This is a genomic window from Candidatus Jettenia sp. AMX1, assembly GCF_030263775.1.
GTDB lineage: Bacteria > Planctomycetota > Brocadiia > Brocadiales > Brocadiaceae > Jettenia > Jettenia caeni.
The window spans coordinates 1-16,250 of sequence record NZ_SZPP01000036.1 but is presented as its reverse complement, the minus strand read 5'-3'; the positions used below and the strand labels follow the sequence as shown (position 1 = coordinate 16,250).

Sequence of the window (16,250 nt, the reverse complement as noted above, 5' to 3'; positions counted from 1 at the left end):
TCCCTATAATCACACCCCTGACAACTTCGTAATCACACAAGATATAGGAATTTATTCATTTTTTATTTTTTCAGTTCTGGCGGTATAAGTGCCTGACTATACGTTTTTGTATATTCCTCATTATCAACAGAAGCAAGAAGATAGAATATCGCGCACCAAGCATTGTGTATCCTGTCTTCTGGATTCTGTCTTCTGAATTCTATGTTCTGTTTGCGAAGAGAATGTACAAAAACCTGTGGTCAGGTACTTATGTGTATCATTTTCATTGACACATTCCGCTATACCGATTATATTCGTACTATGAAAGAAATGAAGCCAATACCTTATAGACACAGACCCAGGGGTTTAACTATTCTCTACGAAGACCAGGATATTATTGTCATCGATAAAAGCGCTGGCTTATTAACGGTAAAAGCAACGTATGAAAAAGAAAAAACAGCTCATCACATTTTAACCAACTACATACGGAAGGGTAGCTTTAAATCAAAAAAACAACTTTTTGTCGTGCATCGATTGGATCGTGACACTTCTGGTGTTCTTGTGTTTGCCAAGAGTCCTGAAGCCAAAGAGAATCTTAAACTGCAATGGAAAGGTGTTAAGAAAAAATATGTAGCAGTGGTTCATGGAATATTAACTGAAAAAAGCGGGACAATCACTTCATATTTAGCTGAAAACGAGGATTATGAGGTTTTTTCAGTTAAGGATTCGAGAAAAGGTGAATTGGCAAAAACCCGTTATAAAGTGTTGAAAGAAGCAAAAAGATTTAGCTTACTTGAAATTGAATTATTAACAGGCAAAAAAAACCAGATACGGGTTCATTTCTCTGAGAAAGGGCATCCACTCGTTGGTGATGATAAATACGGTAAGAAAGGCGAGCCGAAGAGCCGTCTGGCCCTCCATTCACACTATCTAACGTTTAAACATCCACGCACCGGCAAAGAGCTAACCTTTGAGGCCGAAGTTCCTGGTTTCTTTAAAAGCTATTTTGATGAGACATAAAAAACAAGCGTAACAGCCCGCCACAGAGGGCGCTGAGAATGCAGAGAAATAAAGGGAATGGGGAAATTCTGTATGATTATTCCGCTTATTCTCTATTGCACCCTCTGCGACCTCAGCGCCCTCTGCGGTGAGCTGAACTGTTATACAGCCTTATAACCAGCAGTTTGAGATATGGTCTACCCTCTCACTGAAAATAAATCACTACTGTCCGGACGTTTTAATCAAGATTTGTTGTAAGTATTTTAATTCAAGAGTGATACAAGCCAAAAAGGTCGTAATCGATTTGAAATTAAAAGTATACTATAGCCATTCTCTTCTTCATAAAATACAGAAAGGAATGGCTCATGAATACAGGAAAAACTATTTTCTCACAAGTAATCGATTTTTTACCCATGCATGAATTTCGCAAATGTGTTCAACGTTATGAGGGCAATCACAAAGTAAAAAGCTTTTCATGTTTTGATCAATTTCTCTGTATGGCATTTGCCCAATTAACCTACAGAGAAAGCCTCCGAGATATTGAAGCCTGCCTGCGCTCGATGCAGGAGAAACTTTACCATATGGGAATTCGTGGTAAGGTTTCTCGCAGTACTCTGGCTGACGCAAATGAGAACAGAAGCTGGCGTATGTACGCTGATTTTGCCCAAGTATTGATTCATAGAGCAAGGGCACTCTATAGTAACGATGCATTTTGTATAGACCTTGATCAGACCGTCTATGCCTTGGATTCAACAACAATTGACTTATGCCTTTCCCTTTTTCCATGGGCAAAATTTAGAAAGTATAAAGGAGCAATAAAACTGCATACTCTCATGGATTTGCGCGGGAGTATTCCTTCGTTTATCAAGATTACAGACGGTAAGGTTCATGATATAAACATTCTTGATGATCTTATTCCAGAACCTGGTTCTTTCTACGTAATGGATCGTGGGTATCTCGATTTTGCACGGTTGTATAACTTAACCTTGTGTTTAGCATTCTTTGTTATTCGCTCCAAAACAAATCTCAAATTTCACAGAATCTATTTCCATCCGATAGATAAGTCTCTCGGTCTGATATGCGATCAGACCATAGTTCTTTCAAATGCTGATTCAGCAAAAGATTACCCGGAAAAGCTACGGCGAGTGGGCTATTACGACACTGAAAACCAGAAAAAGCTAATTTTCCTGTCAAATAACTTTACTTTGCCCGCTATGACTATTGCTCTTATTTACAAATCTCGCTGGCAGATCGAGTTGTTTTTCAAGTGGATGAAACAACACCTGAGAATAAAAGCATTTTATGGCACTTCTGAAAACTCAGTTAAAACTCAAATATGGATTGCAATCTCCATTTACGTGCTTGTTGCAATTATCAAAAAGCGTCTCAATTTAGACATGAGTCTCTACACAATTTTACAAATTTTAAGTGTTACCCTATTTGAAAAAGTTCCTATTTTACAAGTACTTACGAATTCAGATTGCAAAAACGAACCATACGTTCCCTATAAGCAATTGCTTTTATTCAACTTATAACCGGACACTAGTGAAAATAAATATAAAAATCCATTCTAAAACAACTTCTCTACTTTCTACATCTCATAAATCAGACCTCCTTTGATAGTCTAATCCTTACCCACATCTTTAGAATACCATGAAGAGATGTCTCGCCGGGGGAGTTTCTAAAGAAATTTTTATTCTCTGTAAGCCTATTCCTGGGTGGCGCTGACAAACTCTGTTTGTCTGTGTGGTATATTCACTATTCACGGGCGCTCGAACAGCACGGACAAACAAGTTTGTCCGTGCCACCCTGTTTAGTCTTATCGCACTACTCACATTTACCTCTCTGACTTGTGGGTAAAGATAAGTTTGATAGTACCAGAACACATCCAACCCTTTGTATTTGCAATTGTTTTGCATATGCAAATTATTTGACTTGCATTATTTTTATTCTATGGTATATTTTTACTAATTTTATACTATCGTTTATTTAATAGTTTAGTTTATCTTGGAGACATTGAGGTCAAGGTTATTAAAGAATAGGCAGCAAAATTGCCCAGGTTTTTTTCCATTTGTTCTCTCTGCGTTCTCTGTGTCCTTTGCGGTAAACTATTACCCTTAATAGAGAGAAGTACCATGATCAGTTCAAAAGAAATAAAAGAACTCCGTGAAAAACTCGGGGCTACTCAAACTGAATTTGCAAAGGCATTGGGAATAAGCTTTTCAACCGTAAGCAGATGGGAAAGCGGGCAGGCACAACCTACGGATACCCAGGAAGAACAACTCGACGCACTAAAACAATTGCTTGAAAACCAGGATATTGATGAAAGAAAGCTCAAAAAAATGCTTGGCTTAATGGGTATTGGTGGGGTCATTGCCACGGCAATCATCGCAGGATTTACCATATCTACTCCATGGGGTGCAGCCATGACATCACTAATAAAAAAATCCACCCATGCAGGAAAAATCTTAGATCTTTTCAAGAAGAACAAAAAACCTAACAAAACCCAGGAATAACAAACGAAAAATACATAATGCAAAATGAATTTTTCAATTTTTGGTAACACTTTCGTTTTAAAAAAAACAACCCCATAGGGGGTGAAATATTAATAGCCCAAAGACCCAACAGGCGAATAAAGCTCCAGAGGAGCGATATATATGTGCCTTCTCTGCCGCTCCTCTGGAGCGTAACGTGGGTGTAGATTTGCGTTCTATTAAATTATGTCTTTGGCAACCTTGTTTCAACGTTCACTCGTAGGGGCGTATTGCAATACGCCCCTACAAACGACATTGAAATTCCTAAACGTGAACATATCATGCTATAGCACCCAAGAGATGAAACCGAACAGAATACAGAATATGGCGAAAGTTGGTCTTTGGTTGTATGCTGGTGTATGGAACATACGGGATCCTTAAAAATGTCATTATGTGGTAGTATCCGAAGAATCCCCCTTATCAAAGGGGGACAAAGGGGGTTGTCCATTCCAGTATCTCAAAAAGAGATTGCTTCGGACAATGCCCTCGCAATGACCGGTGGAGTAATCTTTCCTCTGTTGGGGATATGTTTGGTTTCATCCTTAAAATACTATAGCATTTGGAATCTCTCAAAAAATTTAAGAAAAGAAAGGGTATAACTGTGGATTTAAACGGCTTTATCAATAAACATAGAGACAAGATCGGTACGGCAAAGGACACCATAAATAAAATCCAGGATATGACAGAAAGTGTGCCTTGCAAGACTGCAACCCCTGGTGAAGAAGCGGTATTAGAATCGTACCTGTCGAGCATAATAAAAGGCACAAGTATTGAATCCCTGCGAAGCTTCATTAAAAGTGTAACCAAAGGCACCTTTACCGTCACCGAGACGCTCGTAAATGAGATCATCAAAAACTATACGCCCGACCTCAGCATAAAATTCGGTGACGGACACTTCATATTAAACACCCCCTATTTTGTTAAGCCCATGCTCGCTTATGATACCTGCAATTTTACTGAGGATACGAGGGCTATCACCATAAAACTGTTAAACCTCACCTTCATTCCCAACGCACTCCTCAAAACGCTCACAACAAAATTCCCGTTCATTGAATTGAGCAAGGCAGCCGATAATACAAAACTCATCACCTGCCACTTAAACAAGATCCCAAAATTAGAAAACAACAAGATCCTCAACAGCCCCTATCTGCAATTCATCACCATTGACCATATAACATGTGAAGCAGGGAAAGCCACTATCAAACTGAAAGTAAAATCTGAAAAACTATGGGCGATGCTATTAAATAACGCATTCTCAAAAACATGATATATTGAACCACAGATGGATACAGATAAGCACGGATTGCAAAAACGCTGAAATCCTGGCAATCGTTCGCTACAAAGGGGTTGGTTATACAGAGCAAGCAAATCAGAGGTTAAGAAAACGAAATGTTGGGAGGTTGGGGACAAAAAAATCTTCAACATCCCATCTTCCCAACCTCTCAACTTCCGCCTTTTTCTCCATCAGTGTCCATCCGTGTTCATCCGTGGTTAAAAATGCAAACATCAATGTTATTTATTACAGGGCTTTTTGAATCCATTCATGAAAAACACTTTTATAATGAAAGGAACTAAACATGGCGACTCGTGACTGTGATGTGTGTGTTGGCCGTGGATATACGAACGAGGTATGTCCGTCGTGTAAAGGTCGTCCCTCTAAGTATGTTGATGATGAAGGGTATCTTAATGATTGTCCAACATGTGGTAATGATGGATACATAGAAAAAGTTTGCAGCAGTTGTAGCGGTTCTGGCGAAATAGAAGAGGATGATGAAGATTAAATAGATATCTCCCCAAAATATGCTGAATATTTTTTGAAGAAAATTAACACTGTATTTTTGGATGCAATGTTAAATAATCACTAACTATTACTTCTAGGAGTTTTACAATGGAGCAAAGAAAAGTTATACCCATTATAAAAACAAACTTCAGCAATCTTAACGGAATTACTGTTGTAAACGAAGAAGAAATGAATATTTACGGAGATATATTTTTTAAAGATTCTAGTCCATGCTTTCGTGGGAATGGACGTTTACCTAAAACAATCAGCTCTGTAACTGAATTAACTTTATATTTAAAAGATGCAGAAGGACATGAAATTGTTTGCAACAATTGCAGGTTAGTAAATCTGCTAAATAAAAATGGACATGTTGACTCTTTTGAGGCAGAAATATTAACATTAACAATTCAAAAAGGCAAAATCGACAAAGAAGATGAGGTGGAGATATTTAGTGCTTTACGAATAAATAGATTTTCTGGTGAAGAATTTGATCAAAATAATCACCGGTGTGTAAATATGCTTGATTTTGTTTCAAAAAGTACGTGTCTTTACAGTGTGTCTATTCCTGAAATTGCAAATTGTAATGGTTACTTATACATTCCAATAAAAATGAATAAATTTAATAATTCTGGAGAAAAACTAATTGAAAAACTTTGCTTTTTGCTTTCGTTTGTTTCTGCGAACTTTGTTGATTCTCCATATCGAGTATTATGGAAAGATCAGGAAAACTATATGATTCAAATTTGTCCAAGTAGGTTCTCAAATAAAGGTAATGGAATTTTTAAAATAGATTTACCTGAAATAGTACATAATTTTCTTAAAAGTGCATGGATTGCTTGGGATAATTATATTGGCAAAATTAACTTACCAGCGCTTATCGATTATTACGTTCTTATGGCAAATCAAGAGTTCATAGAGGTAAAAATCTTAATAGGTTGTGTATGGATGGAGGCTATTAAATATGAATATGCCAGTAATATTGCAAAATATAAAAAAGACAATAACGGATATTTTTTAAAACCCAATAGTTCTAAAAAATTTAGTTTTGAAGAATTAATTAAGGAAGTTTACACGTATTTTAATATTAGTAATAGTGATGTGTCCTTTGTTGAATATCGTAATGAAGTAATACATGAAGGCAAAATAAGCCTTTCCTTTGAAGATAAAAAAAATCTGTTTAATCTTTTGGTTTGTAGTATTGAAAGTATCATGTTAAAGATATTAAATTACAAAGGGCGTATTAGAGATCGTTTTAAGGGAGAATATGTTGAATTCTCATAATATTAAGCGTTCAATTTCTACTAAAACGGAAGCACTTAGAATTGACTAAATACTAAAAGGGAGATTTGAGATTATGAATAACTCGTTGAATATTGCACTTTCAAATTTATATAATGATCCCGAATTATTACGGATTAAAGAGTTAGAATACCGATGTAGAGATTTGGCAAAAACTGCTGGTCTTGAGGGTAAAAATTATCCTGTATTACGTGACTCGGACTGGATAGAACGCGTATTTTCAAGAGTATCTGCCGATTTTAGCGTCATGGTCATAGGTCAAGTGTCATCAGGAAAATCTTCCTTTATAAACTCTTTATTTGGCAGGAAACTTCTTGTGCCTTCTGATCGTCCCACAGATGGTGTTGTATCAGTAATCATGTATGCTGATAGTAAAGAATCTGAAGGAGCAAAAAAGATATTAAAAAATGGGGAGATACAGCCATTTGATTCATTGGATAAAGGACTTCAATTCCTGAGACAGCAAGAGACCCCAAGATTGGAACAATTAAGATGCAAAGAGGTAAGACTTTATATTCACGATCCTTTATTGAGAAAATTCAGAATTATCAATACCCCGGGGCTTGGAGATAGACTCGAACAGTTTGAGCAATCGACACTTCAATACTTGCAGGAAGAAGAGTCTGATTTAATTATATGGACATTCGTTCCAGAAACAGCAGCCAACAAAGAAGAACTTGGACGATTTTCACAGAGTCTTAGGCAAAGAAAAGGGACTATACTCGGTGTGGTTACTCATATTCTAAGTGGTCATGAAGATGATTTAAACTATAATCCTTACAATGATAGCTCATGTGTTGAAATAACAGAGGCAATAAAAAAGCATTTAGGCGATTACCTAGACGATATAATATTATACGATTCTCTTGTTGCACGTAAATTAATTAATGAAATTAAAGAAAATCCGAACCTTGAGTTTGATAACAACATGAAGATGCAATTAGAAAGATGTGGCTATACCACATTTCAAAATTATCTGCAAAGGCATCTTGGGGAAAATTATGAAAAGATTGAGACAGCAAAATTACGGTCTGTTATATTAAATTGTTCCGCACATACAGATGAATTGTCAAAGGTTTCAGCCTCTACAACTGATGCTTTTGAAGGAAAATCTACTAAGATAAAAGAAAAATTGCAGGCATGGGAAATCCTTAAAAGTAACGTTATTAGACCTGCAAAGTTACGTTTTAAAGAAGAAATCAAAACCATGGCACAAGAAAGGGCATCAGAACTTGTTACCATTATGGGAAATGCTGCTGCTGATTGTGTTAACGCAAATTTTAATCTCTTAGGAACACTTTTCAAGTCTGCATTTTCTTATATTAAGGTTTGTAATCCAGTTGCCGACGAATTAAATGAAAAGATTGATAAATTTATTCAAGAAGCATTGATTAAGCAGAAATATTGGAAAAGATTGGATGACACATCGGAAAGATTAAGAAGTGATTTGATGGATGAATTGAAAAGTGAACTTATAAAATTTGACGAAAAAATAGATACTGATAATAAATTTATGGCGCCAATTAATATTCCAATATATAGTGGATCACCTGGATGCCAGTCTCAAAGTGTACTTGGAGAGGCTGTAGCTGCTTCACTAAAAGGTATTGTGAGTGCTGCTTTAAAGAATCTTGCAAAAACAATAGAAAGTAGAGCTGCTTCTCAAACAGCTAAAGAAGGAGCAAAACAAACTGTTAAAAAGGTTGCTCAACAAACTGCTACAAAGACAGCACAACAAGCAGCCAAATCTACAGGTGCTTCAACTGTTGCTAAAGCAGCAAGCATATTTTCTCTTGTATTAATACCTTTTGACATACACAAATTACTTAAAGATTTCAAAAAGGGGAAAAATGAATTTGCCAACAATGTAAAATTAAGATACGAATCTGAAAAATCCATTTATGCAACACGTATTTATGATGCACTTTGGCCTATTGTAGAAGATGATATTAATGGAATTATCGTAGCTTTTGATGAAAAAGTAAATAAACAGGATGAACATTGGACACAACTGGCACTTGAAGCATCCAATTGTAGTGATGATTTATTGTCCCTTAGTATCGAATTAAAATCAAGAATTGAAATGTAATGGAATGAACAAAAAGTCAAATAAAAGCAAACAGTCAAATATTGCAGTATTTTATGGTGATTATTATAGCATGAAATACTTTGCCCAGAGATGGGCAAAAAATAAAGCAATAATAAATAAGTGGAATTGGAAGGGTAGTAATTGGGCATTTATAAAAGGGGAAAATGGATTTTCGATTTGTCTTGTTCCTCAAAAGTATACAAAAATAGATGAACTGCCTGACGGTGATATTGTATGGCTAGTTCCCGAACGTGGGCCTTCTATATATGAAGTTGCAGAATTCAGACATTTTTTAGAAAACTTTGATATTTCAGATAAGCAATTGCAAATTGTTGTGTGCTTACCACATGATCAATCTGAAAAAGAAGCAAATGAAACTATTGATGAAATCGCTAAAATGGCTAAACCTGCAGTTCCGGATAATGTTGATGCAACAGTTGAAATAGTATGGCTTTCACGGGAAGGTATTAATACAGCGGATATGTGGTTTAAAGACATTCTTTTTAAAGGTTTTAAACATGATTGATACATCTCTTTTTTGGTTAAATAGTTATGATAAATTATCAATAAGTTGCTATTCACGTACAGATTTTATTCGGCATTGGCAAAAATTAAATGGACACCCACAATGTTTTGGGGTATCTGGTAAACTTACGGGAAAAAATAATAACGAAAATATCACAACTCCACGTAACTGTGGTGAAAATACCTGTCCCGTAAGAATACCTTGTGAAGGGTTGCATGAAAATGCTCCTTTCAGTAATGCCAAACTCCGTGAAAAAAGTATTGAGATTCTCAGTAAAGTTCTTTTTCTTGCAAAAGTTATTGAAGGACAGGATACGATAACAGCCTTTCAGTATGATATTGAAAAACTTATAAAAGATTGGAATCATGACACACCACAAGTTGCGATCATTGGCGCTTTTTCTTCAGGCAAATCTACACTTATCAACCGAATTCTTAATACAGACATCTTAACAGTTAAAAGAACCCCAACTACAGGTGTTGTAACGGTTACTTGCTACGGTCATGAGCCAATTGCAAACCTATATTTTAGAAAAATAGTAACAATGGGTTTGCTTGCCGCTGATAAACAGCATGTCGATAAAGATGTCCTGCTAACATTACATTCTTGGATATCTTCGCCTGACAAATTTAATGTTAAAAACATTTTTGAACTTTTTGAAACTGATTTCAAACCCATTGATATAGTACATCTAAAATCACAATTAGAAGAACTGCTTAGTTATGTTAAACCTCATAACATAGAACCAAATGTAAAAACCATTTCATTAACTGAAAAAATTAAAAGAAAGATTACTGGACAACCTTCAGCTATAGAAAAATTTACGCGTAACTTTAAAATTGAATTTGCAGATAGCGAACCTATTAATTTTGATCTTAGGAAAAAAGAAGATGTTAACGAATTTAAAACTTATCTTAGCGATTATCAAAAATCAATTCGAGTTGAAAAAGCTTTGTGTAGATTGCCACATAAGGATTTAAAGACATTCAATTTACTTGATACAGCAGGATTATGTTCTCCATATGCTTTTCACACAAGTATTGTAGAAGAACTTTTATCAAGAAAGCCGGATAAATTAATAATTCTTTTAGATTCAAGAAATTTAGAAGGTCCAACAAATCATGAAGCAATAAAAGTGCTTAAACAATTTGTATCTTCTTCATCTGAATTAAGAAGAATTACTTTTGGTTTAACATTCTGGAATATTTTACTACGTAACTATATGGAAAACGATCGTGAACCTGAGTTGTCTTTTTTAAATGCGAATTACAGACAAATTGCAGTGAGTGAGCTTTCTAAAAAAATCCGTAGTCAACTTCGTAAATTATTAGAATCATCGTTAAGCTTTAGATGTGAGATAGAACCTGTTTCTTACACACTTGCGCTTGGAGATTCAGTACCTGACGATATAGGATACAGCCTTGATTCTCTTCGTAAAGGACTACGAAATGAATGTAGTGGATGGATTGGCGTTAAGATGTGGGCAGAAAGGTGGCAATTCAAGAAAGATATCGGAAATTGTCTTTTGGAATTAGTAAAGAATAAAGCTTTAAAAATAGAAGATGATATAAACAATTGTAACTCAGATAGAAGTTTTGATGATGAAATAACAAGGCTTAACAAAGATGAGGAATCAACAAACAGGAGATTTTCTCAAATAGAACAAGAAATACTTGAACAACTGAACTCAAAACAGTCTTTAGCTATTTCAGAGATCAATATGCTCGATTCAAAATCGCAAATTATGGAATATATAAACACAGGTTACACAAAAACAATCACAAATATTCTCGACACAATAAAGACATATTCTGAAAACCAATTCAACAGTTTGATGGAGATTATAAATAATGGTGAAAATATTTTATTTTATAAAAACAATTATGTTATTGACTTTGATAGAAGACTTTTAGGCTTGGAAGAATCAGCGAAGAAAGAAGCGGAAGGTAATATTACAGGTTTAGGGTATACTTTCAAAGGTATATGGGACTTTTTACTTGGTTCAATAAAAGAATGGAACGCTTCAAGCAGGGCTGCAGCAAGGGATACCTTAAAACGTGAACTTGTTAAAACAATAGATATAACTCGATCTGCTATTACTAGACGTAATAAAAATCTATTTCCACTAAAATCTCAAATAATTTCGAGAATTCAAGAACAGAAACGGCAAATAGAAGAACAACAGAGAAACAAAAAGGATCTGCTGTTGCGTCTAAAAAAAAGACTAGCAGAGATTGAGGGATTATATAAAATATGTGAAAGAGTGGAAAAAGAAATAAAAAACTATACAAATGATATTATTTCTGCAAATGAAAGAGTAATGTTATCAAAAAGAAGTGATTTCAAGGCTTATCTTGTAGATGTACAAGGGAGAATTCATTCTTTTAAAAAAGGTCGTAGTGAGGGAACACTTATTTTATTAAATCCTCCACAATCTGAATGGAAAGAAATTGTGCTTGAAATTAATGATTATAAAACAGTTTATTATCCACAAAAAACCAATAGTCCAGTTTGGGTTAAATTCGAAGAAAAAAACGAAATTAAACCATATACCCCATTATGTATACTTAATCCAATAGAGCTTTATTTAACAACAATGACTGCAAAGCTAATAGAACCTCGTCGGACAGTAAAATAGATAAGTAAGAATGATTTTTTTCTTCACTTAACCTAAACCCCATAACTGAAAAAGGTTTGTGTTTTCTGACAGTATATCAAATTTCCATTTCTGCTATTAGATGGATAAACAAATTATGGGTATCGTAAACATGAAGGTAATCTTGAGAAATCCAAATAACCCAAATATAGTGATCTCAAAACAAAATGTCACATAGCATAGCAAATTTTGCTGGAAAATACAGTGCTTTTGAAGATGAAAAAGCGACATTTTGTTTTAACATTACTATACTACAATATCAATATTCAAGGTACTAACGAGCACAGTATTACTTTTTGATGTAACGAGTTTTGTAGATAAGTTTGCAGTTAATAAAGATAGGAAAAGATATGAAATCAGTTAATAAGTCAAAAAAAACGTCTACAGCAAAAAATACCAGGCCACAAAAGGCGTCTAAGGTTACCATAGAAAAAAGAATACGAAAATACCGGCTTAAAGATGCGGAAAAACAGGAGGAAGAAGACTTAAAATATTGGGCTTCGGCTTCGATTTCTGAAAAAACCGAAATGGCTTATTCCCTGTGGGAAGAATGCTATTGGATACAAAAAGGGGTAAATATTAATGCACAAAGACTTCGAAGAGTTCTTGAAATTGCTAAATTACCACAAAGCTAAATACGTAATAGTAGGTGGTTATGCCTTAAGCGCATACTTCATACCAAGAGCCACGAAAGACTTGGATATTCTCATAGAACCATCCCAAAATAACGCAATAAAAGTAATTGAAGCCCTTAAGGAATTTGGATTTAATTTATCAAATCTGGAAACAAAAGAACTCATGAGTCCAGAAGTAATTATTCAGTTGGGTAGGCCTCCGGTAAGGATAGATATCCTCACATCTATCACAGGAGTAGAGTGGAAAGAAGTATGGAAAAACAGAAAAAAAGGGGCTTTCGGAGAATCTCAGATTTCTACTTATTTCATAGGAAAAAACCAATTGATTAAAAATAAAATAGCAACCGGAAGAGAACAGGATTTATTAGATGTAAAGAAATTGAAAAAACTAAAAGAGTAGCAGGGAAGTCAACGACTGCGCCAGCCTTGCTCAAAGGGACACTTGGAGTAACTGAATTTGTAAATGCTGACACGATTGCTCAGGGACTTTCGGCTTTTCACTATGGCGGGTGCAGGTTTGCAACCTGAACCCATGATTTGGTAGAACAACAACGTATTGCAATTTACATAATTTTGAACAATATAAACAGAGAGGGTTCAAGTTGCAAACTTGAACCCGCATGGGGTTCGACAAAGATTTATTTTATTAAGTAATACCGGCCCCACCCGACTGTGGCGCTTCGCCTTTTGAATACATTGAATTTTATAGGCTTGGAGTAAAAGACACTTCTTATTTGAATATTATTAGAAGAACAATTAAATTAAGAAAAGGAAGGCGGTTTCTAACAAAGCCTTTGTAATTGAAGACATTGAAGATAACCATACAACATTACTTAATGAAAAAAGGAAGTGTATGAATGAATTTCAATAAACCGCATAAATCCTTTGATAAAGATTAAAGATAATTTAGAAATTTATTTTTGAAAAGATTTAAGAAAATTTTAGACATGTAATAATTATAGTTTACAAGATGTATTTTCCCAAAGTAGTTTTTAAATGAAAAAAAGAATTATTTTCACAACAAACTCGTAAAAATGCTACCCAAATCAAAAGATGAATTTCCGAAATGTATTTATTTAGACCAGAACTTAGCTAAAGCTCCGAGAACCATTTAAAGAGGCATTAAAATCGCTTCGCACTGCTATTGATAGTGGTAAAGCAATAGTACCTATATCAGCAATCCATGTTATGGAGACAACTATACTTAAAGATTGGGAACGTCGCCGCCGTTTTGCAGAACTCATAGTTGATCTTTCAAAACAATATTGCAATTGTTCCACATACCTGCGTTCTCAGCGCTGAAATCAAGAACTCAGTCCTCAAAGCACTCGGTGGCACTCTTCAGATATCGACACGGACACAAATTATTCAGAAAGGTTTGTGGTTTGCATTGGGTTTCCACCCTGAGATTTAAAGTGGACGGGTTTGTCAAGACCATTTATTACTCATTTTTAGATGCATTGATTCATGAATTATCAGGCACAGAAGGGTAATGGAAGGAACCTGTTACTTTATACTCCTCCAAAGCCTTTCCGTAAAAATGTTATCAAACACTCGACCCCGACCATCCATACTGATCGCTATTCCTTTACCCACGAGAATCCCGGTAAAATCATTACAGGTAAACTGAGAACCCTGATCACTGTTAAATATCTCTGGACATCCCTTTCCCAAGGCATCCTCCAATGCCTCTCTACAAAAATAAACGTCCATGCTATTACTCAAACGCCATGACAACACATAACGACTGTGCCAATCGATTATTGCTACCAGATATAAAAACCCTTGCCTTAACCGAATATACGTGATATCGCTTGCCCATATCTGGTTGGGATAACTGATCCTCATATCACTTAGTAAGTAGGGATATATTTTGTGCCCAGGTTGTTTCTTGCTGAAATTCCCTCTCGGATATATTGCTCGCAGTCCCATCTGTCTCATAAAAGACTGCACTCTTTCCCTACTTATATTAATTCCCTCTCGTCTTAATGCCTCTCTTATCCTCCGACTCCCATAGAATGGACTCTCGGTAAATATCCCATCTATTCGGTGCATAACCTCTATTGTCTCATCTGATACCTCTACCGGTTCATAATAAACATTTGATCTATGCAGACCCAAAAGCTCGCACTGCTTCCTTATACCTGACATTCAAGAGGTTCTCATGAAGAAATAGAAAATGTGATAGATGTTTGAGTTCAAGATAACGTTTTTTGCTATAACCGTAGTATCGCTTTGGAATGAGGCTGAAAAGATGCCGTAATGGTACGGAGAAAAATAAAGCGGAGAGAATCTAAGCCCGAAGGGCTGGTATGATTATAGCTCATGAACACCCATGAATGCATAACCCCGAAGGGGTGATATGATGGGAGACCAATGTCACCCCTTCGGGGTTTAAACCCTTGGTTCTCTTGTTTGCTATAATCATGACATCCCTTTGGGATTAAAAGAAAAACATCTGAAGGTTTTTACCGGGGAGATAAATCTGACTCCCTTAAAAATTAATTACATTTTACCTCTCCTCATAAAAACCTCTTGAATGTCGGTTATACTTAATCCATTATGTCCTACTTCTAGTAACCGCCTCTTCTCATCAACGCTCAAACGGTACAGATTTTTTTTAAGCCATTCGTTCTCTACCTTCAATTGACCTATCTGCCGGTAAAGCTCATCTATTACTTTCTCCTTATTCTTCTCGTAATTTCTCCCCCTTTCCCTGGAATATCTCTACCATCCCCTCTCATGCTCGTTTTTGCCAATTTACTATCTGTGTCCTGTGTACTTCATATTCTGAAGACAACTCTGCTATTGTCTTTTCCTCTTTTATTGCCTCCAAAGCTACTTTTGCCATAAACTCTGAATGAAAACTCTTTCTCATCCTTATCTTTTCTGACCTCCTTTCATCTCCTATTTTACCAAAAATGACTCTTAACTACTGGTCCGAAAATCCCAGTCCATTATAATTTTAGGGATCTCTGAGAATAACAAAAAGATGCCAGAAGCTGTATTAAACTCTAGAGAGTTTTCTGTAAAATTTCTGATAGGTACTTCCGATAAAAAATTAGTCCAGAATGTTTACAAAGAAAACGAAAAAGCACTGGAAGAACTCGAAAATACCCGAAAGCAGACACTAAAGCTCAGTACTGATATGCACCATCGGTTCGAATTTGCTAATTTATTTACAAAAGGTACACCAGGCCAAAAACTCGATGAAGTACTTCAAAGTCTAAATATTACTCTTAGCGATTTTATGAAAAACTTTAAAAATTCCGATCAGTTTATGAGTTTCTTCCAAAATATTTATACAATGGATGTCTTTGTAACTCTTATTGTTGCTCGTGATCGTGAAAAGCCTCGAAAAATTGAGCTTAACGACACAAAAGATTTGGGTTTTCTCTGTACCGCAGTGCCCTATTGTAATGCTATTATCACAGAAGAATTTTGATGTTACTTAATAAAGTGTACAAAGCTTTCCGAACGGTACAAAGTACAAGTTGAGACAACTGTGGAAGAACTTCCCAATTTGCTAAAGAATCTAGATTGCTTATAAAAAATGGAAACAGGTCAGGTCTTCCTTCTTGATGTATCAAGTTTTGTAGATTAGTTTGCAGTGGCTTTGTTGCACAAAGCCGGATAAATATCTGATATACTAAAAGAATAAGGGAAAGAGTACCATAAATTATTTTGTAGGATAAGTATATCAGTATGAAGCAACAGAAACGGGACGTAAAGAAACTAGCAGGAACAGATAAA

15 protein-coding genes are annotated in these 16,250 nt (G+C 35.4%); 12 read left to right on the top strand and 3 right to left on the bottom strand.

The genetic code is table 11. The annotated features are described in order from the left end of the window. Positions 1–249: 249 nt before the first annotated feature. The 11 genes from FBQ94_RS11515 (at position 250) to FBQ94_RS11465 (ending at position 12,897) form a co-directional block, all read left to right on the top strand. Positions 250–999, top strand: a complete 750-nt coding sequence (locus tag FBQ94_RS11515; protein ID WP_285442143.1) for an RluA family pseudouridine synthase — start codon at positions 250–252, stop codon at positions 997–999. A gap of 344 nt (positions 1,000–1,343) precedes the next feature. Continuing rightward, positions 1,344–2,513, top strand: a complete 1,170-nt coding sequence (locus FBQ94_RS11510; RefSeq protein ID WP_007220084.1) for an IS4 family transposase — start codon at positions 1,344–1,346, stop codon at positions 2,511–2,513. A 600-nt stretch (positions 2,514–3,113) separates the two neighbouring features. Then, a complete protein-coding gene (locus FBQ94_RS11505; protein ID WP_007220085.1) occupies positions 3,114–3,494 on the top strand; it encodes a helix-turn-helix domain-containing protein in 381 nt (126 codons plus the stop codon). A gap of 619 nt (positions 3,495–4,113) precedes the next feature. Next, the gene (locus FBQ94_RS11500) at positions 4,114–4,779 is read left to right on the top strand and encodes a hypothetical protein (protein WP_007220087.1); all 666 of its coding nucleotides are present in this window, start codon (positions 4,114–4,116) and stop codon (positions 4,777–4,779) included. A gap of 310 nt (positions 4,780–5,089) precedes the next feature. Further along, positions 5,090–5,293, top strand: coding sequence for a hypothetical protein (locus FBQ94_RS11495; RefSeq protein WP_007220088.1), 204 nt, complete (start codon positions 5,090–5,092; stop codon positions 5,291–5,293). Between the two features lie 107 nt (positions 5,294–5,400). Next, on the top strand, positions 5,401–6,573 hold the full coding sequence (locus tag FBQ94_RS11490; protein ID WP_007220089.1) for a hypothetical protein: 1,173 nt from the start codon (positions 5,401–5,403) through the stop codon (positions 6,571–6,573). A gap of 73 nt (positions 6,574–6,646) precedes the next feature. After that, the gene (locus FBQ94_RS11485; protein ID WP_007220090.1) at positions 6,647–8,680 is read left to right on the top strand and encodes a dynamin family protein; all 2,034 of its coding nucleotides are present in this window, start codon (positions 6,647–6,649) and stop codon (positions 8,678–8,680) included. A gap of 4 nt (positions 8,681–8,684) precedes the next feature. Beyond that, positions 8,685–9,206: a hypothetical protein gene (locus FBQ94_RS11480; protein ID WP_007220091.1), complete on the top strand. Its 522-nt coding sequence runs from the start codon at positions 8,685–8,687 to the stop codon at positions 9,204–9,206. Beyond that, positions 9,199–11,844: a dynamin family protein gene (locus FBQ94_RS11475; RefSeq protein WP_007220092.1), complete on the top strand. Its 2,646-nt coding sequence runs from the start codon at positions 9,199–9,201 to the stop codon at positions 11,842–11,844. Before FBQ94_RS11480 ends, FBQ94_RS11475 begins: the two co-directional genes overlap by 8 nt. A gap of 368 nt (positions 11,845–12,212) precedes the next feature. Further along, complete coding sequence (locus tag FBQ94_RS11470) at positions 12,213–12,497, top strand: hypothetical protein (protein ID WP_007220093.1); 285 nt, start codon at positions 12,213–12,215, stop codon at positions 12,495–12,497. Then, complete coding sequence (locus FBQ94_RS11465) at positions 12,445–12,897, top strand: DUF6036 family nucleotidyltransferase (RefSeq protein ID WP_051006118.1); 453 nt, start codon at positions 12,445–12,447, stop codon at positions 12,895–12,897. The genes FBQ94_RS11470 and FBQ94_RS11465 overlap by 53 nt, the downstream gene beginning before the upstream one ends. 688 nt (positions 12,898–13,585) lie before the next feature. Here FBQ94_RS11465 and FBQ94_RS11460 read toward each other — a convergent pair. The 3 genes from FBQ94_RS11460 to FBQ94_RS11450 all read right to left on the bottom strand — a co-directional run bounded on the left by FBQ94_RS11460 (position 13,586) and on the right by FBQ94_RS11450 (position 15,375). Next, a complete protein-coding gene (locus FBQ94_RS11460) occupies positions 13,586–13,741 on the bottom strand; it encodes a hypothetical protein (RefSeq protein WP_285442142.1) in 156 nt (51 codons plus the stop codon). Positions 13,742–14,003: 262 nt separating this feature from the next. Further along, positions 14,004–14,648 (bottom strand): IS3 family transposase, encoded by a 645-nt coding sequence (locus FBQ94_RS11455; RefSeq protein ID WP_007220096.1) that lies wholly within the window; start codon positions 14,646–14,648, stop codon positions 14,004–14,006. Between the two features lie 589 nt (positions 14,649–15,237). Next, the gene (locus FBQ94_RS11450) at positions 15,238–15,375 is read right to left on the bottom strand and encodes a hypothetical protein (protein WP_285442141.1); all 138 of its coding nucleotides are present in this window, start codon (positions 15,373–15,375) and stop codon (positions 15,238–15,240) included. A 114-nt stretch (positions 15,376–15,489) separates the two neighbouring features. On the opposite strand from FBQ94_RS11450, the gene FBQ94_RS11445 reads away from it, so the two are divergent. Beyond that, complete coding sequence (locus FBQ94_RS11445) at positions 15,490–15,942, top strand: hypothetical protein (protein WP_007220097.1); 453 nt, start codon at positions 15,490–15,492, stop codon at positions 15,940–15,942. The last annotated feature ends 308 nt before the right edge of the window (positions 15,943–16,250 follow it).

What these genes read in the sequence shown, in the direction of transcription:
- FBQ94_RS11515 (WP_285442143.1), top strand. Translation starts at nt 250, where the DNA reads ATGTGTATCATTTTCATTGACACATTCCGCTATACCGATTATATTCGT.
- FBQ94_RS11510 (WP_007220084.1), top strand. Translation starts at nt 1,344, where the DNA reads ATGAATACAGGAAAAACTATTTTCTCACAAGTAATCGATTTTTTACCC.
- FBQ94_RS11505 (WP_007220085.1), top strand. Translation starts at nt 3,114, where the DNA reads ATGATCAGTTCAAAAGAAATAAAAGAACTCCGTGAAAAACTCGGGGCT.
- FBQ94_RS11495 (WP_007220088.1), top strand. Translation starts at nt 5,090, where the DNA reads ATGGCGACTCGTGACTGTGATGTGTGTGTTGGCCGTGGATATACGAAC.
- FBQ94_RS11490 (WP_007220089.1), top strand. Translation starts at nt 5,401, where the DNA reads ATGGAGCAAAGAAAAGTTATACCCATTATAAAAACAAACTTCAGCAAT.
- FBQ94_RS11485 (WP_007220090.1), top strand. Translation starts at nt 6,647, where the DNA reads ATGAATAACTCGTTGAATATTGCACTTTCAAATTTATATAATGATCCC.
- FBQ94_RS11480 (WP_007220091.1), top strand. Translation starts at nt 8,685, where the DNA reads ATGAACAAAAAGTCAAATAAAAGCAAACAGTCAAATATTGCAGTATTT.
- FBQ94_RS11475 (WP_007220092.1), top strand. Translation starts at nt 9,199, where the DNA reads ATGATTGATACATCTCTTTTTTGGTTAAATAGTTATGATAAATTATCA.
- FBQ94_RS11470 (WP_007220093.1), top strand. Translation starts at nt 12,213, where the DNA reads ATGAAATCAGTTAATAAGTCAAAAAAAACGTCTACAGCAAAAAATACC.
- FBQ94_RS11465 (WP_051006118.1), top strand. Translation starts at nt 12,445, where the DNA reads ATGCACAAAGACTTCGAAGAGTTCTTGAAATTGCTAAATTACCACAAA.
- FBQ94_RS11460 (WP_285442142.1), bottom strand. Translation starts at nt 13,741, where the DNA reads ATGAGTTCTGCAAAACGGCGGCGACGTTCCCAATCTTTAAGTATAGTT.
- FBQ94_RS11455 (WP_007220096.1), bottom strand. Translation starts at nt 14,648, where the DNA reads ATGTCAGGTATAAGGAAGCAGTGCGAGCTTTTGGGTCTGCATAGATCA.
- FBQ94_RS11450 (WP_285442141.1), bottom strand. Translation starts at nt 15,375, where the DNA reads ATGAGAAAGAGTTTTCATTCAGAGTTTATGGCAAAAGTAGCTTTGGAG.
- FBQ94_RS11445 (WP_007220097.1), top strand. Translation starts at nt 15,490, where the DNA reads ATGCCAGAAGCTGTATTAAACTCTAGAGAGTTTTCTGTAAAATTTCTG.